24 protein-coding genes, 1 tRNA gene and 1 other RNA gene are annotated in these 24,861 nt (G+C 60.9%); 17 read left to right on the forward strand and 9 right to left on the reverse strand.

Annotated features, from left to right (window positions below; translation table 11 throughout):
• Nucleotides 1-89: 89 nt before the first annotated feature.
• From G3480_RS11445 to smpB, 9 genes are all read right to left on the reverse strand, one after another.
• Nucleotides 90-1,352 carry a restriction endonuclease subunit S gene (locus tag G3480_RS11445; protein ID WP_164654026.1) on the reverse strand — a complete coding sequence of 421 codons (1,263 nt, stop codon included), beginning with the start codon at nucleotides 1,350-1,352 and terminating at the stop codon, nucleotides 90-92.
• Nucleotides 1,349-1,729 carry a hypothetical protein gene (locus G3480_RS11450; protein WP_164654027.1) on the reverse strand — a complete coding sequence of 127 codons (381 nt, stop codon included), beginning with the start codon at nucleotides 1,727-1,729 and terminating at the stop codon, nucleotides 1,349-1,351. The genes G3480_RS11445 and G3480_RS11450 overlap by 4 nt, the downstream gene beginning before the upstream one ends.
• Complete coding sequence (locus G3480_RS11455; RefSeq protein ID WP_164654028.1) at nucleotides 1,726-2,835, reverse strand: hypothetical protein; 1,110 nt, start codon at nucleotides 2,833-2,835, stop codon at nucleotides 1,726-1,728. Before G3480_RS11455 ends, G3480_RS11450 begins: the two co-directional genes overlap by 4 nt.
• Nucleotides 2,832-3,776 carry an Abi family protein gene (locus G3480_RS11460; protein ID WP_164654029.1) on the reverse strand — a complete coding sequence of 315 codons (945 nt, stop codon included), beginning with the start codon at nucleotides 3,774-3,776 and terminating at the stop codon, nucleotides 2,832-2,834. The genes G3480_RS11455 and G3480_RS11460 overlap by 4 nt, the downstream gene beginning before the upstream one ends.
• Nucleotides 3,777-3,923: 147 nt before the next feature.
• The gene (locus tag G3480_RS11465; protein ID WP_164654030.1) at nucleotides 3,924-5,942 is read right to left on the reverse strand and encodes a type I restriction-modification system subunit M; all 2,019 of its coding nucleotides are present in this window, start codon (nucleotides 5,940-5,942) and stop codon (nucleotides 3,924-3,926) included.
• A gap of 31 nt (nucleotides 5,943-5,973) precedes the next feature.
• A complete protein-coding gene (locus G3480_RS11470; protein ID WP_164654031.1) occupies nucleotides 5,974-6,441 on the reverse strand; it encodes a hypothetical protein in 468 nt (155 codons plus the stop codon).
• Entirely contained in the window at nucleotides 6,438-7,022 is a 585-nt protein-coding gene (locus G3480_RS11475) for a tyrosine-type recombinase/integrase (RefSeq protein WP_164654032.1), read from the reverse strand. Before G3480_RS11475 ends, G3480_RS11470 begins: the two co-directional genes overlap by 4 nt.
• A 166-nt stretch (nucleotides 7,023-7,188) precedes the next feature.
• Nucleotides 7,189-7,545, reverse strand: a transfer-messenger RNA (tmRNA) gene (gene ssrA, locus G3480_RS11480).
• Nucleotides 7,546-7,592: 47 nt separating this feature from the next.
• A complete protein-coding gene (gene smpB / locus G3480_RS11485; protein ID WP_164654033.1) occupies nucleotides 7,593-8,072 on the reverse strand; it encodes an SsrA-binding protein SmpB in 480 nt (159 codons plus the stop codon).
• Between the two features lie 224 nt (nucleotides 8,073-8,296).
• Here smpB and tpiA point away from each other — a divergent pair, with 224 nt between their 5' ends.
• The 17 genes from tpiA to nuoN all read left to right on the forward strand — a co-directional run bounded on the left by tpiA (nucleotide 8,297) and on the right by nuoN (nucleotide 24,781).
• Nucleotides 8,297-9,061 (forward strand): triose-phosphate isomerase, encoded by a 765-nt coding sequence (gene tpiA, locus G3480_RS11490; RefSeq protein WP_164654034.1) that lies wholly within the window; start codon nucleotides 8,297-8,299, stop codon nucleotides 9,059-9,061.
• 85 nt (nucleotides 9,062-9,146) lie between these two features.
• Entirely contained in the window at nucleotides 9,147-9,584 is a 438-nt protein-coding gene (secG, locus tag G3480_RS11495) for a preprotein translocase subunit SecG (protein WP_240905762.1), read from the forward strand.
• A gap of 5 nt (nucleotides 9,585-9,589) precedes the next feature.
• A tRNA-Leu gene (locus G3480_RS11500) sits at nucleotides 9,590-9,674 on the forward strand.
• A 175-nt stretch (nucleotides 9,675-9,849) separates the two neighbouring features.
• Nucleotides 9,850-10,206: an NADH-quinone oxidoreductase subunit A gene (locus tag G3480_RS11505; protein WP_164654036.1), complete on the forward strand. Its 357-nt coding sequence runs from the start codon at nucleotides 9,850-9,852 to the stop codon at nucleotides 10,204-10,206.
• The gene (locus G3480_RS11510; protein WP_164654037.1) at nucleotides 10,197-10,673 is read left to right on the forward strand and encodes a NuoB/complex I 20 kDa subunit family protein; all 477 of its coding nucleotides are present in this window, start codon (nucleotides 10,197-10,199) and stop codon (nucleotides 10,671-10,673) included. The genes G3480_RS11505 and G3480_RS11510 overlap by 10 nt, the downstream gene beginning before the upstream one ends.
• A gap of 16 nt (nucleotides 10,674-10,689) precedes the next feature.
• The gene (locus G3480_RS11515; protein ID WP_164654038.1) at nucleotides 10,690-11,403 is read left to right on the forward strand and encodes an NADH-quinone oxidoreductase subunit C; all 714 of its coding nucleotides are present in this window, start codon (nucleotides 10,690-10,692) and stop codon (nucleotides 11,401-11,403) included.
• Nucleotides 11,396-12,652, forward strand: a complete 1,257-nt coding sequence (locus tag G3480_RS11520; protein ID WP_164654039.1) for an NADH-quinone oxidoreductase subunit D — start codon at nucleotides 11,396-11,398, stop codon at nucleotides 12,650-12,652. Before G3480_RS11515 ends, G3480_RS11520 begins: the two co-directional genes overlap by 8 nt.
• Entirely contained in the window at nucleotides 12,652-13,179 is a 528-nt protein-coding gene (gene nuoE, locus G3480_RS11525) for an NADH-quinone oxidoreductase subunit NuoE (protein WP_164654040.1), read from the forward strand. The genes G3480_RS11520 and nuoE overlap by 1 nt, the downstream gene beginning before the upstream one ends.
• Before the next feature lie 4 nt (nucleotides 13,180-13,183).
• Entirely contained in the window at nucleotides 13,184-14,485 is a 1,302-nt protein-coding gene (gene nuoF, locus G3480_RS11530; protein ID WP_164654041.1) for an NADH-quinone oxidoreductase subunit NuoF, read from the forward strand.
• Nucleotides 14,486-14,666: 181 nt separating this feature from the next.
• On the forward strand, nucleotides 14,667-17,054 hold the full coding sequence (gene nuoG, locus G3480_RS11535; RefSeq protein ID WP_164654042.1) for an NADH-quinone oxidoreductase subunit NuoG: 2,388 nt from the start codon (nucleotides 14,667-14,669) through the stop codon (nucleotides 17,052-17,054).
• A gap of 31 nt (nucleotides 17,055-17,085) precedes the next feature.
• Nucleotides 17,086-18,120: an NADH-quinone oxidoreductase subunit NuoH gene (nuoH, locus tag G3480_RS11540; RefSeq protein ID WP_164654043.1), complete on the forward strand. Its 1,035-nt coding sequence runs from the start codon at nucleotides 17,086-17,088 to the stop codon at nucleotides 18,118-18,120.
• A gap of 14 nt (nucleotides 18,121-18,134) precedes the next feature.
• Nucleotides 18,135-18,626, forward strand: a complete 492-nt coding sequence (nuoI, locus tag G3480_RS11545) for an NADH-quinone oxidoreductase subunit NuoI (RefSeq protein ID WP_164654044.1) — start codon at nucleotides 18,135-18,137, stop codon at nucleotides 18,624-18,626.
• A gap of 29 nt (nucleotides 18,627-18,655) precedes the next feature.
• Nucleotides 18,656-19,309, forward strand: a complete 654-nt coding sequence (locus tag G3480_RS11550) for an NADH-quinone oxidoreductase subunit J (RefSeq protein WP_164654045.1) — start codon at nucleotides 18,656-18,658, stop codon at nucleotides 19,307-19,309.
• Nucleotides 19,306-19,611, forward strand: coding sequence for an NADH-quinone oxidoreductase subunit NuoK (nuoK, locus tag G3480_RS11555; protein WP_164454280.1), 306 nt, complete (start codon nucleotides 19,306-19,308; stop codon nucleotides 19,609-19,611). The genes G3480_RS11550 and nuoK overlap by 4 nt, the downstream gene beginning before the upstream one ends.
• Before the next feature lie 70 nt (nucleotides 19,612-19,681).
• Complete coding sequence (gene nuoL / locus G3480_RS11560; RefSeq protein ID WP_164654046.1) at nucleotides 19,682-21,688, forward strand: NADH-quinone oxidoreductase subunit L; 2,007 nt, start codon at nucleotides 19,682-19,684, stop codon at nucleotides 21,686-21,688.
• A 22-nt stretch (nucleotides 21,689-21,710) separates the two neighbouring features.
• A complete protein-coding gene (locus tag G3480_RS11565) occupies nucleotides 21,711-23,291 on the forward strand; it encodes an NADH-quinone oxidoreductase subunit M (protein ID WP_164654047.1) in 1,581 nt (526 codons plus the stop codon).
• Between the two features lie 50 nt (nucleotides 23,292-23,341).
• Nucleotides 23,342-24,781 (forward strand): NADH-quinone oxidoreductase subunit NuoN, encoded by a 1,440-nt coding sequence (gene nuoN / locus G3480_RS11570; RefSeq protein WP_164654048.1) that lies wholly within the window; start codon nucleotides 23,342-23,344, stop codon nucleotides 24,779-24,781.
• Nucleotides 24,782-24,861 lie beyond the last annotated feature (80 nt).

Genomic DNA, 24,861 nt, shown 5'->3' on the forward strand with positions numbered 1-24,861 from the left:
CAGAAACGGGGGGGTAAGTCACTCAACACCACCACGAGTTCTAGCGGCAACATCGGGCAGCCACAAACGGCTGCAATAGCAGAGGCGGACTAACTTAATTTCTGGCTAAAACTGTCCTTGACTTGGGGTCCACCACACTCCACTTGAAGAAACCGGATTATGCCAACTTGTTCGTCTAAGGGGGGGAGGAATACCGGAATCATTCCAAGCTTGCTAGCCTTTATTCCAAGCGCAGTCGATCCGGTGGCAAGTGTTTCGAGAACAGCCTGGCAGTAAGACCCCATGATCCAGAAAAGCAAGAATTCGTTCTTTAGTAATGTTTCCAATGCCCGGAACTTAACGATTCTTTGAGCCAGCGCGATATCCGTTCGATCAATTTGGGCGACCTGCCCCAATGGAGCCTCCATGGTGAATAGTAGATCACCAATTTCTGGCCCCCCTCTTTCCAAGAGTTGCCTTGCAGAGTGTGGAGCTACGTATTCTTTAGAGCACTCATAATCTATTTTGCCTCCGCGAACATTTTTCGCGGTCACCAAAAATTGTCCTTTGTCCACCTTTGTGGGTGTTCGACCTCTGTAATCCACTATCGGCCCAATGCATTTTGTAAGCCGCATAACCTGCCAGTGCGCCGGCACCTCCCCAATCCACTCCACCCCGGAATCCTTCATCTTCACCTTGGGATCGAGTCCCTTCGTAACGGCCTGGGTGATGAGCACCTGGCGTTTCTCCTTCAGCAACTTGATGAAGCGGGTCTTCTTGGCGATGAGTGCGTCGATGCGGGCGGTTTCGCGCTCCAGCGCAGCGCCGATCAGTTGTTGCTCTTGAGCGGGCGGAATAGCAATCGTAAGGTTCTTGAGTTGGTCTGCATAAATATGGACGACTGTAAATCCGCGTCCCATCGTTGCTTTTTGAGCCGCAGAAATGGAGCAATCCAGCGCATAGCCCAAGAAGACAGGATCATCTATAGCCTTTGCGGGTTTCAAGACGATTAAATCACCGCCGCAGCACGCCTTATCTGTTGTCAAATTAACCGCTGACTTGCCGATTTCTTCGAGTGTTTCTCCAGATGCCGCGAATAGAACATCTCCATAATGAATCTGGGTATATTCTGTCGCAGTTTCAGAATCAACGAAGGAGTTGATTTCTCGGATAAAGTGGCTGTGTGTCGTATAGAGGTCTCCATATCTCACACAGGGTATGCCTGTTTCTTTCTCGTCCTTCTTGCTCCCGCCGTTCGCCTTCGACAACCGGCCAAGTTGAGCAATTCGGCCTAGACTCCAATGCTCTGGAATGCGTGCAATCCATTCCGTGCCAGAATCCTTCAATGCCGGATAACGCTTGTAATGGATCACTCCATTCCTCCATCTTGAAACAGCCAATCCCGCTCCCTGGCCTGACACGATAATTGTTTTGCTTTGCGCTCGATCGCCTTTGTCCCGAAGGCCGAAAAATCAATGGAACAATGCTCGGGGTAGGGATCACCATCCTCGATCACGGTGAGGCACTGGGACTCGCATTCCGCATGGGAGACGGCCATCACTCCGATGGACGAGCAGTTGGGCCGACTCTTGAATCGCTTGCAGGCCACTTCTGGCTGAATCCGGTCACCGTTGTCCACGGACAGGCGGTGTTCATCCTTCGGGGTGGGGCGGAAGGCTTGGGACGAGACGCGGCCATCTTGCACAAAGCTGGGATGGATCTGACGCAGCAATAAAGTCTCCGGGCTCATGCTGTGCCCTCCGACAGACCTTTCAGCAAGGCATTGAGCCTGCTCCACGCATCCTGTCCCTGCAACGACAAGAAGACCTGTTCATCCACTTGATCGGTAGGGATATGCAATGCCTGATATTGAGCGGTTCTCGCGGTCAACTCGATTTCTAGCGAGACCTCCCAGTCGCCCAGGGTCCATTCGGCTTGGACCGCGCCTTCCGCCGTGGGATACAGATAAGGAAGCGGCAGATCCGGGTCGAAATAGGTGTCGAAGTCTTGCGCCAAGGCACGCAGGGTAGTGGGGGCAAGTGGCTCGCCCTTGCCGTCGAGCCAGCCCGCCGGCAGTGTCGCTAATTCTTCCAGGCGGGTTTCGACATCCAAGGGATCGAGCAGACTGATATGCTCGATCGACTCGAACGACTTCGGGCGGTCGGCACGATCGCGCCGGATGACGCCCTGCACTGCAACGATCTGCCCCTGGCGATAGTCTCCGAACGCCTGGAGTACGGTCTCCCGGTGCTGCTCGTCCAGCGGTGCCTTCAGCTTGGGACCGGTGCGCAGCTCCAGCTCGAAGCTCAAATCCGCCTGATCCATCTCTGAAATTCGACCCTTCAGGATCACCTCCTCGGTCCACTCCTCGGCTTGGGAGGCTCTCAATAATCGTTCGCGAATCGCGGGGGTCAGCGCGGTCGTTTGGCCTTGCGCGCGTGTGAACTCGATAGCTTCCCCTTCGCGTAGCCCGCGACCAAAACGGTCGAAATAGCGCAGTAGCTTAGGGGGTAAGCTCGGTTGGCAGTCCTGCTCAACGCTGGCAATGGCCTCGATGATCTGGTCCTTGGCGCGCTCAAAGTAGAGAACATCCGCCGGTGGCAGCAGGCCAGAGAAGACAAACGTCAGAATCGGAATGGTGCTTCCCTCTTCGATCCCCGAGAGATGAAACTCGAGCCCTTTTGGAAAACCTTTGGAAACACGGGATCTATCTGGATTCAACGTCCGGTATTCGTGCTTCGCGACCTCGACCAGCATCACTTCGAGCGCGGCAAAATCCTTGAGCAGGTCAAGCGGGATCGTGTGCTCCGCGAAACGTCGGCCCAGGAGTCGGGGTTTCAGGAATGCCTCATTCATGGCGTTGGCCCTTGTGTCGGGAAACGGTCATCGGAGCCATGCTCAATGGCGGTCCAAAGCGGCCTCGACAACCAGTCAGCGGGAAAGCCCATCGCGCGCGTGGCGATGCCGTGCTTGGTCAGCAATGCGAAGAGCCGTCGGTGCCAGTGATGATCCAGGGTGATGGTGTTCATCAGATGCTGGATGAAACAGCAGGTGTTGTAGATCTTGCGTTTGTCGGTCCGTGAGATCGTTTGTGCCAGCACGGGTGGCTTGCTCTGGACCAGCGGTGCCGTGATGGTCAGCTCGCGATTCCAGACCCGGCTGTGGTGGGCGCACAGATTCCGTACATAGGTCAGGTGGTGGAGGTAGGACTGGAGCACTTGTTGGTCGAGTCCGTAGGTCCGCGCGATCTTGGATCTCAGCGAGATTGGCCGCAGCAGGGCATACCAGCGCGAGAGCTGCCCCAGTGACAGCACCTCGCAGGCGGCCCAGATCGGTGGCATGTCCGGCTGCTTGGTGTACTTGCCGCGCAGATGGATGACGAACGGCTCCTGGGAGCTTTCGAACTCGCTGGCCAGGGTGGCGGATTGGCGGATCAGCTTCCGCTGCGAGTCTGCATACTGGGGATTCAGATAAGCATGCGCACCGCCATGCAGGGCGAAATGATAGGCCCACTGTGTGCGGACCGAGACCTCGATGCGCTCGATGGCATCGAGCAACAGCAGGCGCAGCTCACGATCGAAGACGTAGAGGTTCAGCACCTCCTCGAAGCGGGTGCCGGGCTTGAAGCGGTGCGGGTCGTGGCACTCCTCGAAGGGCAGCCAGTAACCGGTGAGACGGTAGTAATTGAGGTGAAGCAGATAGTGTCGGGCGGTCGCCTCGTCCGGGATCAGCATGCCCCGCGACCTCAGCACGTCCATCTGCGCGTCGACAGACTTCGGCTCCTTGTCAAACTTCATCCGCCCGCCCCAGAAACGAGAAACCCGCCAGTTTGAGGGTATCCTTGCGGACATAGCCTTGGCGGGTGTTGTTGCAACATAGGATAGATGAGCCAATGCGGCACGGCAAGGCTCGCGCCTCGGTGGGCAGCAGACGACCGGTGCCGATCATTCGGTGACCTCCCCGAGTAGCGCCGCGATCTCGGCCTCGACCTGCTTCAGCTCGGCATCGATTGCTTCCAGCGGACGCGGCGGCCTGTACTGGTAGAAATAGCGATTGAAGTTGATCTCGTAGCCCACGCGCCCGATCTCGCCGTCGCCTTGGTCGCGGAAGTCCTCGTCGATGTAGGCGTCGGGAACATGCGGCAAGACCTCACGGGCGAAGTAGTCGGTGATGCGCTCGGTGAGCGGCACGTTCTCGTAGTCGGTCAATTCCGAATCCGGGACAAGCTGGCCGTCCTTGTCCGTGACGGGCTCGCCCTCCGGGTCGCGCTCGCCGAGAGCCTTGATCAGCGCCTTGATGAAGGTCTTGCCGACCTTGCCGATCGCGGGAGACGCGCTTGCGGCCTCGGTGGCGAAGGTTTCGGCCCAGGCGAAGGGATGGATCTGCCCGAGATGTGGGGTCAAGGCCGCTTCCCAGGCCGTCTGCTGGCTCTCGGTGAGCTTGCCCCATGCCTTTTCTTCCCTGAGCCTGTCGAGCGAATCCGCGTCGATGTGCAGCCGCATGCGCAGTGGGCGCAGCACCTTGATCCGTCGGTAGCCGAAGGTGCGGTAGTCGAGCAGACGGCTGATGCCCGCGGTCTCGGCCGCCGCATAGACTTGCGCGATCTGCCGGATCTGGTCGTCGCTGATGAGGCGGCGTTTGTTGCCTTCGTTCTTGATCGAGGTCCAGAGACCGGTGGCATCGATGAGCTGTACCCGTTCGCGTCGGTCGGCTGGCTTCTTGTTGGAGAGGATCCAGAGATAGGTGCCGATGCCGGTGCGGAAGAAGATCTCAGTGGGCAGGGCGATGATGGCCTCGACCAGATCCCGCTCCAGCAGCCAGCGGCGGATCTCGGACTCGCCGGAGCCCGCCCCGCAGTTGAACAGCGGCGAGCCTGACAGCACGATCGCCACGCGCCCGCCGCCATGCTCGGGACGCTCCATCTTGCTGGCCAGGTGCAGCAGGAAGAGCATGGAGCCGTCGTTGATGCGCGGCAGACCAGGACCGAAGCGGCCGTCGTACCCCTTCTCCGTGTGCTCTCGCGTGACCGCCTTCTGATCCTTCTCCCATTTCTTGCCGAAGGGCGGATTGGCGAGACAGTAATGGAAGCGCTCGCCTGCAAACCGATCGTTGGAGAGCGTGCTCCCGAGCTTGATGTTCTTGGAGAGATCGCGCCCCGGATCAGTCTCCAGGGTGCGCAACAGCATGGCGGTCAGACAGACGGCGTGGGTCTCGGGCTCCAACTCCTGTCCGTGGGGGATGAGCGCCGGCGGCACCTGGAAGCGGCTGCCGTGGTCGGCGACATGGTTCATGGCATCGGTGAGAAAGCCGCCGGTCCCGCAAGCGGGGTCGTAGAGGGTGCGGATGAGACCCGGATTCGACTCGAACAGGGCGTCGTTCGGGTCAAGCAAGAGCGTGGTCGCCAGATGCACGACATCGCGGGGCGTCATGAAGTCTTCGGCCGCCTCGTTGACGGCCGCACCGAATCGCCGGATCAGGTGCTCATAGAGATTGCTCATGACCCGGTCCGGCACGGCGTCGGGATGCAGGTCGATGGAGGCGAAATTCTTGCAGATCGTGAACAGCAACCTGGCCTTGTCCAGCCGGATGATGGTGTTGGCGAAATCGAACTGCTCGAAGATGACGCGGGCGTTGTCCGAGAAGCGGGCGATGTAGTCCTGGAGGTTCTGGCGTGTCTTGGTCCCGCCCAGCGTCCCGAGCACATACTCCGAGGTGTTGTAGAAGGGATAGCGGGTGACCTGGCGCAGGATGAGATCCAGGTCCAAGCCGCTGTCCCGGTGTGTCAGGTAGGCATCGCGCACCTCCACGCGCGTCGGCTCGAGCACGCATTCCAACCGCCGGAGCAAGGTGAAGGGCAGGATGATCTTGCCGAAATCCGTATGCTTGAAATCACCCCACAAGTCTTCGGCGTTCTTCCAAATGAAGTCCGCTAAGGAGGCTCCTGAGCCTGTCAACTCCGCCATTTTCCACTCCGGTCGCACAAATAGCCCAATATCATGCCTTGGGCACGCCTCTGTCGCCATGCTCCAACACATCGATCAATCGCTCGGGGCCAAAGCGCGAGATCAGCTCTCGCCGGGCTTCTTCCAGGTCGCATCCAGGCGCGATCATGGTCAGCCAATCATTAGGATGATCCGTTACACGGCAACGGTAGACGCGCATCGCACGGGCGGCCTGGACCTCGGCCTGCTGGCGCGGGAGGCCGCCATCGTGCTGCATGATGGCCGCACGCTCCGCGAGGGACTCGGTCACGTCAGCCCGCTGCTCGGCGGTGAGCGACGGGATAGCGGGAGGCTGGCGATCCCGCAACAGCCCGATCAACTCGGGCTTGTGGGTGCGGATCTCAGGCAGCCAGGCATCCACGGCGGCTCTGTCGCCCCGGTAGCGCAATGTGCCGCGCTCGGTGAGTGTCAGCTCGATCCCCTGCGCGGCCAGGTTGGCGAGGAGGGCGGCGGCGGTCATAGCTCACCCTCCACGGCCTGACCCATTTCGCGAGGACCGGAAAATAACTCGTCGGAACTCACAAACTCACACTCGGCGGTAGCCGCCCATGGCGTTTCTAGGGCGCCGCGCTGCTCGATTCGTCGGATAACCTGCAGTAGCTCGGGGGGGGTAACATCGGCGATAGGCTTACCCCCAATCCAGGGGAAGATGTCACGCTCCAAACGGCGGATGATCCGCGTCCCGTGGCTCGGTACCCATGTCGGCTCGAATTTGGCGTACCACTCCCGAGCAATGACCTCGAAGCTATTGGCGGCTCGTTCCTCGCGGGCCGCAAGATTTGCCTTCCTGTGCTCGCTAGGGTTGATCCCTCGGGCCAGCAGGCGCCGTGCCTCGTCTCGCGCTGTGCGGGCCTCATTCAGACTCACCTCGGGGTAGACACCTAGGCTCAAGAGCTTTTCCAGTCGGTCGAAGCGGTATTTGAAGCGCCACCACTTCGCGCCCGAGGTCTTCATCAGCAAGTAAAGACCGTCGCTGTCGGCCTTCTTGTAGTCCTTTGAGGCTGGCTTGAGGTTGCGAATCTGGGTGTCAGTCAGCGGCATGGGGGTAACTACCGATGGGGGTACCCCGGTTACCCCGAAAAGTTACCCCTGTCTACACGTGGATGCTCGCGGACGAGGTTACCCCTGTGCAGACAAATCAAGACAATAAAAAACCCGCACTTAGGCGGGTTCTGAAGTCCTTCGCGGATTGTCGCGGATGCTGTATTGGTGGAGGCGGCGGGAATCGAACCCGCGTCCGCAAGTCCTCTGCCATTGGTCCTACATGCTTAGCCCGTTCTATTTTTTTTAGCCTTCCGCCGCCCGAAGGGCAGGGCGATCAGTCAGCGATTCCGTTAGGTTTTAGCAGATCAGGTCCGGACTCCCGTCACTGCGATCCCATGTGATTTTACCCCTGGAATCCGCCGCCCATAGGCAAGAGACGGTCAGAGGCCCGCTGGGTTAAGCAGCGAGAGCGTAGTTGTCGTCGTTGGCAACTATAAGTTTGCGGATGGATTTACGAGGTAAACCGCACCTCGGCATGCACCTCAGGTTTCGTAACCCACGTCGAAGCCATGTCGCCCCCAGGTACTGGATTGGTCACTATAGGGGAGCATTGGTTCCCCGGCAAGGTCAGCCCGTTTTGAAAATGCGCTCTTTCTCGCGTTGCCAGTCGCGGTCTTTCTCAGTGGCCCGCTTGTCGTGCTGCTTCTTACCTTTGGCGAGGCCGATCTCGAGCTTTGCTCTGCCGCGCTTCCAGTACATCGCCGTGGGAACGAGCGTGTATCCGGAACGCTCGGTCAAGCCGATCAGTCGGCTCAGTTCGGAGCGTTTGAGCAGCAGCTTGCGTGTTCGGGTTGGGTCCGGGTTGACGTGGGTCGACGCGCTCTGCAATGCGGAGATGTGGGTGCCGATCAGGAATGCCTCGGCATGCAGGATCTTGACATAGCTTTCCTTGAGCTGGATGCGCCCGGCGCGGAGGCTCTTGACCTCCCAGCCCTCCAGGGCGATGCCTGCTTCGATCCGTTGCTCGATGAAATAGTCGTGCCCCGCCTTCTTATTGAGTGCGATGGTCGACCCGCTGTTGGGCTTTTTCTTGCTGCTCTTGGCCATTGCGCCAGTTTAGCGGAAAGCGGAGATTGGAATAAGCCTGAAGCGCGCCGGACCGGCTAAGGCCCACGAGTCGTGGGGCAGCCCTTGTCGCCGCCTTGGTCTGCCCGCCGCTAGCCGTCTCGGCAGCTGGGTCTGTGGTGCGGATTCCGTTTTCGGTCACGACTTGGGCTTGAAATCCGCTCAGAAATGGCTATGATGCGCAGCTCACCTGAAGGAGTACCGTTGTGCGTCAGCCTCTTATCGCAGGTAACTGGAAGATGAACGGCACCAGATCGAGCGCAGAAGCGCTGATCAAGGGTGTGCTTGAGGGTGCGGAGAAGCTCGGCAAGGCGGAGATCGCCATCTGTCCGCCCTTCCCTTTCTTGGAGGCTGGGGAGCGCCTGGTCGCCAACAGCTCAGTGCGTCTTGGCGGGCAGAATGTTTGCACGGAGGCGAGCGGGGCCTATACCGGTGAAGTCTCCGCTGCCATGCTGGCAGAGTTCGGTTGCAGTTATGTTATCTGCGGTCACTCTGAGCGGCGCGAATACTACGGTGAGACCGACGCGATCGTTGCCAAGAAATTGGCGATCGTCGTCGAGAATGGCATGAAGCCGATTCTCTGCGTTGGAGAGACGCTTGATCAGCGGGAGCAAGGTAAGACCCAGGAGGTCATTGCTCAGCAGATCGATGCTGTTATCGCGCAAAACGGTATCGCTTCGTTCGCGGAGCTTGAAATCGCCTACGAGCCCATCTGGGCGATTGGGACCGGGAAGACGGCTACGCCAGAGCAGGCGCAGGAAGTGCACGATTTCATTCGGCAGCGGATCGCTGGTCAGGATCAAGCGATTGGCGCCAAGGTTCGGATTCTTTATGGCGGCAGTATGAAGCCCGGTAACGCAAGCGATCTGCTGTCCCAGCCGGACATCGATGGTGGCTTGATTGGTGGTGCTGCCTTGGCCGCTGAAGATTTTCTAGCGATTTGCCGGGCCGGAGAAGCCGCTGCGGGCTGATGTCCTGGCCTGTGAGTGATACATGCAAACGATTTTAACAGTACTCCAAGTCTTTCTTTCGTTGGGGCTCATCGGACTGGTTCTGATGCAGCACGGGAAAGGTGCGGACGCTGGGGCAGCCTTCGGAAGCGGTGCCTCTTCGACGGTATTCGGTGCGCAAGGCTCGGGGTCGTTTTTGACCCGCCTGACTGCTATTATTGCGACCCTATTTTTTCTGACGAGCATGGGCCTGGCCTTCTTTGCGGCGCAGGGTCCAGAGCCTGCGGGCTTGATGGATGCAGTGGATGGCGCGACCATCATGGCGCCGCCTGAAGTTGAGCCTCCGGTGACGACTGCGCCGACCGATATTCCGGTCGTGCCAGGCGGTCCAAGTGCGCTTGAGGCCGTGGTTGGCTCGGATGTGCCGGTAGCGCCCGTAGAAGCTGCGCCCGGGCCGGGTGTCGAGGGCGAGCCCGCAGATCAGAGCCTTCCGGCTGCGGTTGATGAGTCGGGGGCGGAGAAGGGTCAAGAGAGTTCGGAATGATTTACGCCGACGTGGTGAAATTGGTAGACACGCTATCTTGAGGGGGTAGTGGCGAAAGCCGTGCCAGTTCGAGTCTGGCCGTCGGCACCAACAGCAAACGGCATGCCGCACGAGTGGCATGCCGTTTTTTTGCGCCTAGAGTTTGTGTCTAAGGCTTTGAAAAATATAATAGTTTGAATTGCTCGTTAGGTTGACACTGTGCGGAAGGGTGCACTAGACTCCCAACGCTGCTGGCTTATATTAGAAAAACGATAGAGAGGGGACAGTGATAGACAACTATCTGCCGATCCTGATTTTTATCCTGGTCGGGATACTGGTAGGGGTTGGGCCACTCGTGATCGGTTACCTCCTCGGACCACGTCGCCCGGATAGCGAAAAAGATTCGCCCTACGAGTGCGGATTCGAGGCATTTGAAACGGCACGTTTGAAGTTCGACGTCCGCTACTACCTGGTCGCTATTCTCTTCATCGTCTTCGATCTAGAGATTGCATTTCTCTTCCCCTGGGCACTTGTGCTCCAAGAACTCGGGATCTATGCCTTCTGGGCCATGGTCGTATTCCTAGGCATCCTGGTCGTTGGCTTTATCTACGAGTGGAAAAAGGGGGCTTTGGAATGGGAATAGAAGGTCTTCTCGAAGAGGGGTTCGTCACCACCTCGGCTGACAAGCTCATCAACTGGGCGCGCACCGGCTCTTTGTGGCCGATGACATTCGGGCTTGCGTGCTGTGCCGTTGAGATGATGCACGCCGGGGCGGCGCGGTATGACCTAGACCGTTTCGGTATCATCTTCAGGCCCAGTCCGCGTCAGTCGGACGTGATGATCGTCGCCGGCACGCTGGTCAACAAGATGGCTCCGGCGCTCCGCAAGGTCTACGACCAGATGGCCGAGCCTCGCTGGGTGATCTCGATGGGCTCTTGCGCGAACGGCGGCGGCTACTATCACTACTCCTACGCTGTCGTCCGTGGCTGTGACCGTGTCGTGCCCGTGGATATCTACGTTCCCGGCTGTCCGCCCACGGCGGAGGCGTTGCTCTACGGTATCTTGCAACTCCAGAGCAAGATTCGCCGAACCAATACCATCGCCCGCTGAGTAGTACCCAGAGAACATGGTGAAACATTCCCTGACTCGCAATGCCAGGCTGGACGCGCTCGCCGCCGCGATCCGCGAGAAGCTCGCGGCGCATGACTGCGAACTCATCGACGGCTTCGGCGAGCTGACCTTGGTCGTGCCTGCGGAGCAGTTGCTCGATGTCTGCTGGACATTGCGCGATGACGCGGCCTTTCGCTTCGAGCAGCTGATCGACCTCTGTGGCGTCGACTATGCGGCTTACGGCCATTCCGAATGGGAGACGGATGAGGCTTCCTTCAGTGGTTTCGGTCGCGGCGTCGATCGCGATCTGGACGTGGCCGCCGACGATCCCAAACGCTTTGCAGTGGCCGTCCATCTGCTCTCGCTCGCCTACAACTGCCGCCTGCGTTTGCGTGTCTATGTTGGCGGCAATCAGCCGATGGTGGACTCGCTGATTCCTGTGTGGGCCGCCGCGAACTGGTTCGAGCGCGAGGCCTTCGACCTCTACGGCATCCTCTTCAAGGGGCATCCGGACCTGCGTCGCATCCTCACCGACTACGGTTTCGTGGGGCATCCCTTTCGCAAGGATTTTCCGCTCACCGGTCAAGTCGAGATGCGCTATGACCCCGAGCAAAAGCGCGTCGTTTACGAGCCTGTCTCCATCGAACCGCGGGTCCTGGTGCCACGGGTGATTCGCGATGACAGTCGCTATGTCGGGGATGGTGTGAGCAAGGAGGCGGGCGATGCCTGAGATCCGTAATTACACCCTGAACTTTGGGCCTCAGCACCCTTCGGCGCACGGTGTTCTGCGTCTAGTGCTGGAGATGGATGGCGAGGTCATTGAGCGCGCCGACCCGCACATCGGTCTGCTGCATCGCGCGACCGAGAAGCTGGCCGAGTACAAGCCCTATAACCAGAGCATCGGCTACATGGATCGTCTGGACTACGTGTCCATGATGTGCAACGAGCACGGTTACGTGCGCGCCATCGAGAAGCTGCTAGGCGTCGAGGTGCCGGAGCGCGCGCACTACATCCGCACCATGTTCGACGAGATCACCCGCATCCTAAATCACTTGATGTGGCTGGGTGCGCACGCGCTCGATATCGGTGCCATGAGCGTCTTCCTCTATTGCTTCCGCGAGCGCGAGGATCTCATGGACTGCTACGAAGCGGTCTCGGGTGCGCGCTTGCATGCGACCTATTATCGTCCCGGCGGCGTTCATCGCGACCTGCCCGATCGCATGCCGCAATACGCCGGCAAGTCGAAGTGGCATTCCAAGCGGGCGATCGCCAAGCGTAACGTCGCGCGTGAGGGATCGCTGCTCGACTTCATCGAGGACTTCACGCAGAGATTCCCCAAGCTCGTCGACGAGTACGAGACGCTGCTCACCGACAACCGCATCTGGAAGCAGCGCACGGTCGATATCGGCGTCGTTTCGGCGGAGCGCGCCCTGCAGCTCGGCTTCACCGGCCCCATGCTGCGTGGTTCGGGGGTCGAGTGGGATCTGCGCAAGAAGCAGCCCTATGCGGCCTACGACAAAGTGGATTTCGATATTCCGGTTGGCGTCAACGGCGACTGCTACGACCGTTATCTGGTGCGCATGGAGGAGATGCGCCAGTCCAACCACATCATCAAGCAGTGCGTGGACTGGTTGCGTACCAACCCGGGGCCTGTGTCGATCGACGACCACAAGGTGGTGCCGCCCCGGCGGGAGGAAATGAAGGAGGACATGGAGGCCCTGATCCACCACTTTAAGCTCTTCACGGAAGGCTATTGTCCGCCGCCCGGCGAGGTCTACGCAGCGGTCGAGGCGCCCAAGGGCGAGTTCGGCTGCTTCATCGTCTCGGACGGGGCCAACAAGCCCTATCGTCTGAAGGTTCGCGCACCAGGCTTCCCGCACCTGGCCGCGCTTGACGAGATGTCCAGGGGGCACATGCTAGCCGATGTCGTCGCGATCATCGGGACCTTGGATATCGTGTTCGGGGAGATCGATCGCTGATGAGCTTCCGTAACCTTCCCCTCGCCATTGATCACGAGCGCGACAAATCGACCCTCTTCACCCCGGAGATCCGTGCCGCGATCGACAAGCATATCGCCAAGTATCCGTCGGAGTGGAGGCAGTCCGCCGTGATGCCAGCGCTCACCCTGGTCCAGGACGCGAACGGCGGTTGGCTGACGCAGGCGTTGATGGACGACATCGCCGTCTATCTGGACATGCCTCCCATGTCGGTCTACGAGGTTGCGACCTTTTACGGGATGTACGACCTCGAGCCTCAGGGGCGTCACAAAGTCTGCGTCTGCAACAGCATCTCCTGCATGCTGCAGGGCTCCGAGGAACTCATCGAGCACGTCGAGCACAAGTACGGCGTCAAACCGGGCGAGACCACCGCCGACGGGCGTTTCACCCTGAAAGAGGTCGAGTGCCTCGGCGCCTGCCGTGATGCTCCGGCAGTTCTCTTGGATAAGACCTACCATGAGAAACTGTCCCCGGATGCGCTGGACAAGCTGATCGACGACTTGGAGTAAGCGCATGGTCGAGAGCCAGAACACCCAGAATCAGAACAGCGTCTGCTTTCGCACGATGCACCTGGACGAGGCGGTGCGCCACACGCTGGAGAGCTATCGCGGCATCGGAGGCTATGCCCAGTGGGAGCGGATCCTGCGCGAGCGGCCGGATCCCAACGACCTCATCGAGGAAATGAAGATCTCCAACCTGCGCGGCCGTGGCGGCGCGGGCTTCCCGACCGGGTTGAAGTGGAGCTTCATGCCGCGCAACGCGCCGGGACAGAAGTACATCGTCTGCAACTCGGACGAGGGCGAGCCGGGCACCTGCAAGGATCGCGACATCCTGCGCTACAACCCGCATCAGTTGATCGAGGGCATGGCGATTGCGGGCTACTGCATCGGCGCGACCGCTGGATATAACTATATTCGAGGCGAGTTCTACGAGCCGATCGCGCGCTTCGAGGGCGCCTTGGAAGAGGCCTATGCGGCTGGCTTGATCGGCAAGGACATCCAGGGCTCGGGGATCGACTTCGACTGCTACAGCCACATGGGGGCGGGCGCCTACATCTGTGGCGAAGAGACCGCGCTACTGGAGTCCATCGAGGGCAAGAAGGGTCAACCGCGTTTCAAGCCGCCGTTCCCTGCGCAGTATGGTCTCTTCGGCAAGCCGACGACCATCAACAATACAGAGTCGCTTGCCTCCGTGCCGGTCATCCTGGAGAAGGGCGGTAAATGGTTTCTTGAGCAAGGACGGCCCAACAACGGCGGGCTCAAGCTGTTTTCCGTGTCGGGTCACGTCAACAACCCGAACAACTTCGAAGTGCCCATGGGCACCCCGTTCCGCGCGCTGCTGGAGATGAGCGGCGGCGTCAAGGACGGCAAGGCGCTCAAGGCGGTCATCCCAGGTGGTTCGTCGGTGCCCGTGGTTCCGGGCGACCTCATGATGGACGTCGACATGGACTATGACTCCATCGCCAAGGCCGGTTCCATGCTGGGCTCGGGCGCGGTCATCGTGATCGCCGAGGGGACCTGCATGGTGAAGGTGCTCTACAACCTGTCGCACTTCTATATGCACGAGTCCTGCGGTCAGTGCACGCCCTGCCGCGAAGGGACCGGGTGGCTAGCCCGCGTGCTGCACCGCATCTTGGATGGCGAGGGACGGTTAGAAGACCTCGGCCTGCTCGATAGCGTCGCGGGTCGCATCGGCGGCAGGACCATCTGTGCCTTGGGCGATGCTGCTGCCATGCCTGTGCAGAGCTTCCTGAAACACTATCGGCACGAATTCGCTTACATGATCGAGCATGGCCGCAGCATGATGGCCGCTTGACCCGGCTCGACCGTTCTTTTCGCGGTGAAGCGCGCGATGGCATGGCGCTTCGTCAACTTAACGCGCAATTAGGCAGAATTTCGCTACGGCGGGTGCCGCAGTCGCTGCTGCCGGGTGTCCAATAGACTCCGCTGGGCGTGCCTGGAGGGTCTGCGCAATTGGTGCCGATCGAGAGACCTAAATGACGGACAAGCTCAACATCGAGATCGACGGCCGCGTCTGTGAGGCGGCGCCGGGAGAGATGATCATCGCGGTCGCGGACCGTGAGGGCATCTCGATCCCCCGGTTTTGCTATCACAAGAAGCTGTCCATTGCGGCGAACTGCCGGATGTGCCTGGTCGAGGCCGAACAAGGCGGTCGTCCCTTTCCCAAGCCGGTGCCGGCATGTGCGACGCCGGTTGGCGATGGGCTCAAGGTCTGGACGCGTTCTCCCAAGGCCATCGAGGCCCAGCGGGGCACCATGGAGTTCCTGCTGATCAACCACCCGCTCGATTGCCCCATTTGCGATCAGGGCGGCGAGTGTGAGCTGCAGGATGTCGCCATGGGCTACGGCGGCGACGTCTCTCGCTTCGCCGAGCGCAAGCGTGTGGTGAAGGATGAAGACCTCGGCCCCCTGATCGCGACCGAGATGACGCGCTGCATCCATTGCACCCGCTGCGTGCGCTTCGGCGCCGAGGTTGCCGGTGTGCGCGAGCTGGGCGCAACCGGCCGCGGCGAAGAGATGCGTATCGGCACCTTCATCGCCCAGACCGTCGAGCACGAGCTGTCCGGCAATGTCATCGACCTTTGTCCGGTCGGCGCGCTGACCTCCAAGCCTTACCGTTTCACGGCGCGGCCTTGGGAGCTGACCATGCACGACAGCATCGCGCCGCATGATGGGCTCGGCTCCAACATTCGGCTGCACGTGCGTCGTAACCAAGTGATGCGCATCCATCCGCGCGATAACGAGGCGGTCAACGAGACCTGGATCTCCGACCGTGACCGTTTTAGCTACGCCGGCCTTTATAGCGAGGACCGCCTGACCAAGCCCATGCTCAAGCAGGACGGGAGCTGGCGCGAGGTTGAATGGACGGATGCGCTGACCCTGGTGGCGGAGCGCCTGAAGGCCGCTGACGCCGCAGACACGGGCTGGCTCATGGCCCCCAATGCGACGCTTGAGGAACTCTATCTCGCGGCGCGGGTGGCGCGCGGGCTAGGCTGCGCCAACATCGATCACCGCCTGCGTCAGCAAGACTTCCGTGGCGATGCCGCCGACCCGCTGCTGCCTTGGCTCGGCGTCACCGCATCTGAGCTGGAGCGTCAACAGGCCATTCTGCTGATCGGCTCCGACATCCGGCACGAGCAGCCGCTCCTTGCGCACCGCATTCGCAAGGCGGCCCTGGCCGGCGCCCAGGTCGTGTGCGTCAACCCCATCAAGTTGGAGCTGAACCATCCGGCAACCCAGCTTATGGGATCGCCGGCACAGATGCTGTCCGATCTCGCGGCCATTGCAAAGGTGCTGGGGGCACGTGGCTCTTCAGCGGCCAACGATCTCATCGGGGCGGCCGAGCCAACCGATGCGCAGACGGCTGCTGCCGCGGCGCTGCGTGAAGCGGGAGGCCAAGGGGGCGGGGTGGTACTCTTGGGTGCGCTGGCGATAGCGCACCCCGACTTCACGCTGGTGAAGGGGCTCGCCCACGCCATCGCAGCCGCCGCCGAATGCCGGATCGGTTATTTGCCAGCGGCAGCAAATTCGCTGGGTGCCTATCTGGCGGGGGCCCACCCCGATCGGTTGCCCGGTGCCAAGCCGAGTGAGACCAAGGGCGGCGCGGTCGCCGAGATCTTGGACGGCACCTCCAAGACGCTGGTGCTCTGGGGCTTCGAGCCCGATCGCGATCTCATCGATACCGCGGCTGGCATGGAGGCGATCGGCAAGGCTGACTTCGTCGTCGCCTGCTCGGCGTTTCGCAGCGCAGCCTTGGACGAGATGGCCGACGTCCTGCTGCCCATCTCCGCCTTCGCAGAGACTTCTGGGACCTTCGTCAATGCGAACGGCACCTGGCAGCGCTTCCAGGGTGCGGTCGCGCCTCCCGGTGAAGCCCGTCCAGGCTGGAAGGTGCTGCGGGTGCTCGGCAATCTGCTTGATCTCGAGGGGTTCGAGTACCGCGACGGTGCCGAGGTGCAGGCCGAGCTGGCAGCGCTCTGCACGGATTCGCCGCTCGACAACGCGCCTCGGGGGGACTTCGATGCGTCTCCGGCGAGTGCATCCGGCAGCGGTCTCATGCGCGTCGGCACCATCCCGATTTATGCTGCGGATCCATTGGTGCGGCGATCAACTCCGCTGCAACAGATGCCGATGCCGCGCTGCGAGCTTGCGGTCTATCTCCATCCGCAGCAGGCCGCGGCCGACAGCTTAGGTCCGGGTGACATCGTCTACGCGCAGCAGGGGCATCAAGGCGCTCGGCTGCGTGTGATCCTCGACGACCATGTCCCCATGGGCTGCGCGCGTATTTCCGGCGCGCTGGCCGGTAGCGAGTCACTGGGGCCGCTGGTGGGTCCGGTCAGTCTCGAACGTGTGAAGAACCCTTAGGCCACTCGCGAGAAGTGACGAGACGACAAAGATGATTGAGCTTTGGAACGCGCTCCCGCTGGTGATCCAAATCCTTTTGAAGATCACCGCAATCCTCCTGCCGCTGCTGGGCATGGTGGCCTATTACACCTACGCCGAGCGTAAGGTCATCGGCTATATGCAGGTCCGCATCGGTCCGAACCGCGTCGGCTGGCGCGGTCTCTTGCAGCCCATCGCCGATGCGGTGAAGCTGATGATGAAAGAGATCGTCATCCCCACCAAGGCGGACAAGACGCTCTTTCTGCTCGCGCCCATGATCACCATTGCGCCAGCCATGGCCGTTTGGGCGGTCTTTCCCTTCGATGAGGGACTGGTGCTGGCCGACATCAATGCCGGACTCCTCTACATCCTGGCCTTGAGTTCCGTGGGTGTCTACGGCGTCATCATCGCCGGTTGGGCCTCGAACTCGCGCTATGCGCTCTTGGGGTCCATGCGTGTCGCGGCTCAAATCGTCGCTTATGAGATCGCCATGGGCTTCGCCCTGGTCGGCGTGCTGGTCGCCGCAGGGAGCCTGAACCTGGGCGCCATCGTCGAGGCGCAGCAGGGCAATGTCCTCACCTGGTTCTGGCTGCCCTTGCTGCCGTTGTTCGGGGTCTACCTGATCTCCGGCGTCGCTGAGACCAACCGCGCGCCCTTCGACGTCGCCGAGGGCGAGTCCGAGATCGTGGCCGGCTTCCACGTGGAATATTCCGGCATGGCCTTCGCGGTCTTCTTCCTGGCCGAGTATGCCAACATGATCCTCATCGCGGCCCTGAGCGCCTTGCTCTTCATGGGCGGCTGGCTGTCGCCGCTGCCGCAGGGTTGGACTGGAGGCATCTGGGTCCTGCAGGACGGCTTCCACTGGCTGCTGCTCAAGACCTTCTTCTTCATGTTCGTCTTCCTGTGGCTGCGGGCGACCTTTCCCCGCTACCGCTATGACCAGATCATGCGCCTGGGTTGGAAGGTCTTCATCCCGATCACGATCGTCTGGATCCTGGTCGTGGCGCTCGCGGTGGTCTATCGGCTACCGCCCTGGTGGTCCGCTTGACCCGGAGAGGAAGGATGCTGAGAACCACACGCGATTACCTCCAAAGCCTGATGTTGACGGAGCTCTTCAAGGGGCTCCGTCTGACGGGCGGCTATCTCTTCAAGCGGAAGTTCACCGTCCAGTACCCCGAGGAGCGTGCGCCCATTTCGCCGCGCTTCCGTGGTCTGCATGCCTTGCGCCGCTACCCGAACGGCGAGGAGCGCTGCATCGCCTGCAAGCTCTGTGAGGCGGTTTGCCCCGCGCTTGCCATCACCATTGAGGCCGAGCCGCGCGAGGATGGGACGCGCCGCACGACGCGCTACGACATCGACCTTTTCAAGTGCATCTACTGCGGCTTTTGCGAAGAGTCCTGCCCGGTCGACTCCATCGTCGAGACCGGCGTCTACGAGTATCACTTCGAGAGCCGCGGCGAGAACATCATGACCAAGGACAAACTGCTGGCGATCGGTGACAAGTACGAAGCCGATATCGCGGCTGCCCGCGCTGCCGATGCGCCGTATCGCTAGATGCGCCCTGTCGCCAAACGAGAAGAAATATGGGCTTTGAAAAATTCCTCTTCTACGTCTTCGCGCTAATAACCCTATGGGCCGCGGGGATGGTGATTACGCGGAAGAACCCGGTCCATTCGGTCCTCTTCCTGGTGCTCGCCTTCGTCAGCAGCGCGGCGCTTTGGCTGTTGCTGGAGGCTGAGTTCCTAGGCATCGTCCTGGTGCTGGTCTATGTCGGTGCCGTCATGGTGCTCTTCCTCTTCGTGATCATGATGCTCGATATCGACATCGCCACGCTGAGGGCCGGGTTCATCCGTTACCTACCGATCGGGATCCTGATCACGGCGGTCATGGCCGTCGAGATCTTCCTCATCGTCGGGCCAAGCAATTTCGGTCTCGAGGCCTTCCCTGCGCCCGAGCCTGCTGCCGCAGATGCCAGCAACGCCGCGGATTTGGGGCGCGTGCTCTACACCCTCTACTTGTACCCGGTGGAGATCGCCGCTGTGATCCTCTTGGTCGCGATCGTCGCGGCCATCCGTTTGACACTGCGACGCCGCCCGGAGACCAAATTCGTGGATCCGTCGCGTCAGGTACGGGTCAAGAAGGGGCCCAGGCGGATCCGGCTCGTTAAGATGGCTGCGGAAGTCGCGGTTCCGGCCGCAGTTAGCAGTGCTCAGCCTGGGGTGGAGGAGAACTCATGATCGCGCTTTCGGACTACCTGATCCTGGGGGGGCTGCTCTTCTCCATCGCCGTCGCGGGGATCTTCCTCAACCGGAAGAACGTCATCCTGCTGCTGATGTGCATCGAGCTGATGCTGCTCGCGGTGAATATGAACTTCGTCGCCTTTTCCCATTTTCTCGGCGACATGACGGGGCAGGTCTTCGTCTTCTTCATACTCACGGTCGCTGCGGCTGAGGCCGCCATCGGCCTGGCTATTCTGGTGGTCCTGTTCCGCAACCGGAAGACCATCAACGTCGAGGACTTGGATGCGCTGAAGGGATGAGGAGCGAGCCGAGCGTCCGAAGGCTTCTTGCCCCGTCCACTTACGCTAGCGAAAGAGCCGATACCAGAAGATGGAAAACGTCTACATAACCATTGTGCTCGCGCCGCTCATCGGCGCCATCGTTGCCGGATTCTTCGGTGGCCGAATCGGTCGCCGGGGCGCGCATTCGGTCACCATTGGCGGTGTGGCCGTCGCGGCTGTACTCTCGCTCTGGGTGCTGTCTCGCTTCATCTGGGGCGATGCGGCCGTCTTCAACGACGCCGTCTATACCTGGATGGTCTCCGACGGGATCCGCTTCGAAGTCGGCTTCCTGGTCGACAAGCTGACTGCCGTCATGATGGCGACGGTGAGCTTCGTCTCGCTCATGGTGCATATCTATACCATCGGTTACATGGCCGATGACGAGCACAACTGGCCGCACGGGGCGCTCTCCGGCAAGAACAGTTATCAGCGCTTCTTCAGCTATATCTCGCTGTTCACCTTCTCCATGCTGATGCTGGTCATGTCGAACAACTTCATGCAGTTGTTCTTCGGCTGGGAGGCGGTCGGCCTGGTCTCTTACCTTTTGATCGGCTTTTGGTCGACGCGCGAGAGCGCCATCTTCGCGAACCTCAAGGCCTTCTTGGTCAACCGCGTTGGCGACTTCGGGTTCATCCTGGGCATCGCCGCCGTCGGCATGTATTTCGGCTCGATGGACTACGCGGAGGTCTTCGCCGCCGCGCCCGAGCATGCGGATACCCAGGTCCAGGTCTTCGGCGGTGTCTCGCTGATGACGCTGATCTGCATCTTGCTCTTCATTGGCGCCATGGGTAAGTCCGCGCAGGTTCCTCTGCACGTTTGGCTACCGGACTCCATGGAGGGTCCAACCCCAATCTCCGCGCTCATCCACGCCGCGACCATGGTCACCGCGGGCGTCTTTATGGTGGCGCGCATGTCGCCGCTCTACGAACTCTCGGAGACGGCGCTCAGCTTCGTGCTCATCATCGGCGCGACCACGGCCTTCTTCATGGGCCTCATCGGCCTGGTGCAGAACGACATCAAGCGCGTGGTCGCCTACTCGACACTTTCCCAGCTTGGCTACATGGTCACCGCCTTGGGTGCCTCGGCCTACGCCGCGGGCATCTTCCATCTCATGACCCACGCCTTCTTCAAGGCACTGCTCTTCCTGGCGGCAGGCTCGGTCATCATCGCCATGCACCACAAGCAGGACATTCGGGACATGGGTGGCCTCTGGAGGCGCATGCCGCTGACCTGGGTGACTGCGCTCCTGGGGAGCCTTGCGCTGATCGGCTTCCCCGGCTTCTCTGGCTTCTTCTCCAAGGATGCCATCATCGAGGCGGTTGGGGCCTCGCATGTGGCCGGGTCCGGCTATGCCTCGTTGTTATTGACCGCCGGGGTCTTCGTGACCGCGCTCTACAGCTTCCGGATGTACTACCTGGTCTTCCACGGCCGGGAACGGATGGACGAGCACACCAAGCACCACCTTCACGAGTCACCCTGGGTCGTCACTTTGCCGCTGGTGCTGCTGGCGATTCCGTCCGTCTTCATCGGCTGGTACACCATCGAGCCCATGCTGGTGAACGACTGGTGGGTCTCCGGCGATTGGAATCCCATCGTCGTCGCCCATGATCACGACACCCTGCACCACCTGCGCGAGCACTGGGAGGGGCAGGCGGCCTTCGTGCATCACGGTCTCGGCGCGCTGCCATTCGTCCTGGCCGCGACTGGGCTGACCTTGGCCACGATCATCTGGTGGCTGTTCCACAAGTGGAATCCGCGCATCGACGAGCAGCTCCAAGCCCTGGGCGGCCCGGTGACGCGCATCCTGCAGGACAAGTACGGCTTCGATGACTTCAATCAGCGTGTCTTTGCCGGCGGCAGCCGCAGCCTGGGCCGCGTGCTCTGGACCACCGGCGATCGCGCAGTGATCGACGGCGCCATCGTCAATGGCTCAGCGCGCTCGGTTGGTCGAATGGCGCAACGCTTCCGTCATCTGCAGACCGGTTACCTCTATCACTATGCTATTGCGATGATCGTCGGGCTGGTTGGCCTCCTGACGCTCTTCGTAACGCTTTGACGCCGAACGGAGGCGACCCAGCATGAATGAGCTTCCCCTGCTGACGCTGACGATTTGGCTGCCGATCATCGGTGGTCTGGTCGTCCTGGCCAGCGGCGACAAGGAGAAGGAACTGTCCAAGTGGACGGCTCTGGCCTTCGCGATCCTGACCTTCGTCGTCAGTCTCGGACTTTGGATCGGCTTCGATTCCAGCACCGCCGAGATGCAGTTCGTCGAGCGCGCGGCCTGGATCCCTAGCTTCAATGTCGAGTATTACTTGGGTGTCGACGGCATCTCCATGCCGCTGATCGTCCTCACCACCTTCATCACCATTTTCGTGGTGATCGCGGGCTGGGAGGTCATCACCTATAAGCCGACCCAGTACCTTGCGGCCTTTCTGATCATGGAAGGCGTCATGGTGGGCGTCTTCTCTGCTTTGGATGCCGTGCTCTTCTATGTCTTCTGGGAGGCGATGCTGATCCCGATGTTCATCATCATCGGGGTCTGGGGAGGGCCGAACCGGGTCTACGCGACCATCAAGTTCTTCCTCTACACCTTCTTCGGCTCGGTCTTCATGCTGATCGCGCTGATCTACATGTACTTCCAGTCCGGCAGTTTCAGCATCCTGGATTTCCATACGCTGGAACTCGGGATGAAGGCGCAGACCCTCATCTTCATCGCCTTCCTACTCGCCTTCGCGGTCAAGGTGCCCATGTTCCCGGTGCACACCTGGCTGCCGGACGCGCACGTCGAGGCTCCGACGGGCGGCTCGGTGATCCTGGCGGCGATCATGCTGAAGATCGGCGGCTATGGCTTCCTGCGCTTCTCGCTGCCCATCACGCCGGATGCGAGTGCCTCGCTGGATTGGCTCATCATCGCCCTGTCGCTCATCGCCATCGTCTACATCGGCTTCGTCGCGCTGGTGCAGCAGGACATGAAGAAGCTGATCGCCTATTCGTCGATCGCTCACATGGGCTTTGTGACCCTGGGCTTCTTCATCGTCTTCACCATCGTGATGAATCCCAATGTCTCGGGTGGCTCCGTCATGGGCATCGAGGGCGGCATGGTGCAGATGATCTCGCACGGCTTCATCTCCGGGGCGCTCTTCCTCTGTGTCGGTGTGCTCTATGATCGTGTCCATTCGCGCGAGATCGCCGACTACGGCGGCGTCATCAACACCATGCCTTGGTTCGGCGCCTTCATGGTCTATTTCGCCATGGCCAACGCGGGCCTGCCCGGCACCTCCGGTTTCGTCGGCGAGTTCATGGTGATCCTGGCGACCTTCCGGGCCGATTTCTGGTGGGCCGTTCTCGCGGCGACGACGCTGGTCCTGGCCGCTGCCTTTACCCTGTGGATGGTCAAGCGGGTCGTCTTCGGCGAGGTGAAGAACGACAAGGTCGCCGCACTAGGCGATCTCAATCTTCGCGAGCGGATCAACCTGGGCGTGCTGGCGGCCGCGGTGCTGGCGCTCGGTCTCTGGCCCGCGCCGCTGATGAATGTCATGCATGCGACGGTTGAGAACCTGGTCGAGCAGGTCAGGGTCTGCAAACTGCCCGCCGCCGAACGCGGCGACTGCGTGCTTCCCGTGTCTGAACGGGTGGCCTTGAGCCTGAATCAGGAATAGTGCCGCGGCCATTGCCGACGCATCGAGCCTAATCGAATCGGACTAAGAACATGCATTTCGACGCCGCCAATCTGATCCCGATCCTGCCGGAGATCACGCTCCTGATCACCGCGAGCCTGGTCCTCATGGTCGATCTCTATCTCAAGGAGCACGAAAAGGGGCTCAATCACACCCTGACACTGATCGGCATCGCCATCGCGATCGTCCTGACCGGGGCCGTCGGCGGGGGTGAGCCTCAGGTCTTCTTTGACGGCAACCTCATTCGCGACGACATCAGCGATCTGCTCAAGGGCGCCATCCTCATCGTTAGCCTCTTGGCATTCGTCTATGTCCGCGCCTGGCTCCAGGATCGCGGCATGCTGGTCGGCGAGTTCTACGTGCTGGGCCTCTTCGCGATTCTCGGGATGCTCATCATGGTCTCGGCCAACAGCTTCCTGCCGCTCTATCTCGGTTTGGAACTGCAGGCCCTCTCGCTCTATGCCCTCGTCGCCTTCGACCGCGACTCAAAGAAGGGCGCCGAGGCGGCCATGAAGTACTTCGTGCTGGGTGCGCTGGGCTCCGGCATGCTGCTCTACGGCGTTTCCATGATCTATGGCGCGACCGGATCCATCGAGTTCGCGCCTGTCGCACAGGCCGTGGCGGAGCAGGGCATGTCCAATAAGGTGCTGGTGTTCGGCATCGCCTTCCTGGTGATTGGGATTGGCTTCAAGTTCGGTGCCGTGCCCTTCCATATGTGGGTCCCCGACATCTATGAGGGCGCGCCAACCCCCTCGGTGCTCATCCTCGGCAGCGCGCCCAAGATCGCCGCTTTTGCACTCGCCATCCGTATGCTGGTCGATGGCTTGGGCAGCTTGCATCCGGATTGGCATCAGATGCTGGTCATCCTGGCCGTGCTCTCCATGGGCTTGGGTAATCTGGTCGCCATCGCGCAATCGAACATCAAGCGCATGCTGGCCTATTCGACCATTTCTCATGTCGGCTTCATCTTCTTGGGGTTGCTGGCTGGGTCGGAGCAAGGCTATGCCTCCGCGATGTTCTACTCCATCGTCTACGCCGTCATGGCGGCAGGTGCCTTCGGGATTCTGCTGATCCTCAGCCGCGAGGGTTTCGACGCGGAGCGGCTCGAAGATCTGAAGGGGCTGAACGATCGCGATGCCTGGTATGCAGCCATGATGGCGCTCGTCATGTTCTCCATGGCTGGTGTGCCGCCGACCGTTGGCTTCATGGCGAAGCTGCTGGTGCTCGAGGCCGTGGTGCGCGTCGATATGGTGTGGCTTGCGCTCGTCGCCGTCTTCTTCTCCATCATTGGTGCCTTCTACTATCTGCGTGTCGTCAAGTTCATCTACTTTGACAAGCCAGCCGACGACGCACCCCTGCTGGTGACCACCGGCGGCGTACGTGTCGCCATGTCCATCAACGGGCTTGTCTTGCTCGCGCTCGGCGTCTTTCCGGCGGCCTTGCTAACGCTCTGCCAGGACGCCTTTGCCTGAGGGCAAGGGGCTTTCAGCACTGCTCAGGGGCAGGCCTGCGGAACTCGCTCGCCGATCCCGAGCACCTGAGCGAGTTGTCT

The sequence above is a fragment of the Thiorhodococcus mannitoliphagus genome (genome assembly GCF_010915725.1).
Lineage (GTDB): Bacteria > Pseudomonadota > Gammaproteobacteria > Chromatiales > Chromatiaceae > Thiorhodococcus > Thiorhodococcus mannitoliphagus.